This window comes from Caulobacter sp. 05T431 (assembly GCF_056665975.1).
The window spans coordinates 1-501 of the sequence record NZ_JBFTKU010000092.1 but is presented as its reverse complement, the minus strand read 5'-3'; the positions used below and the strand labels follow the sequence as shown (position 1 = coordinate 501).

Sequence of the window (501 nt, the reverse complement as noted above, 5' to 3'; positions counted from 1 at the left end):
GCACATGCCCGGCGGCAGCCAAGGACATCGTCGTGCCCGTGATCAGGACCGCCCGGAACAGCGGCAGATTATCGCGAAGATCCAATTGTGCCTCCTCCCGTAGGGCGCAGACCGGTGTAACAACTCCGACGCTAAGCCGGTCAGCGTGGGAAATCCTTGGACCGCAATAGCCATTTGTACGCCCCGATGATTGTTGCGGGAGCCAACATGGCCGGAGACGTTGCCCATGAAGCTCGCCGCCTTTCCTCCCTGGATCGAGGGTTTTCAGTCGGTACCTGGGGACGCCTTGGCTCAGGTACGCTCCTGAGTCTGGTCGGGGGTGGCCACCCAGACGGTCCGGCTGGCGCGGGGTTCAAGCTGAACGTCGTCGGGGAACCGCTCCAGCAGATCTTCGACGGAGTGGCGGTCGTCCGCGGTCAGGGGTGTCAGGTGTGAGAACCGTGCGAACCACTGTTTGGCGTACTCCCGTGCGGCCGGGGTCACGGGTGCAATGGCTGTCAC

The 501-nt window shown here is 63.7% G+C and carries 1 protein-coding gene; it reads right to left on the bottom strand.

Annotated features, from left to right (window positions below; all coding sequences use genetic code 11):
* Positions 1-291 precede the first annotated feature (291 nt).
* On the bottom strand, positions 292-501 hold a 210-nt coding region (locus tag AC1U89_RS24660), incomplete at its 5' end, for a hypothetical protein (RefSeq protein ID WP_479902240.1).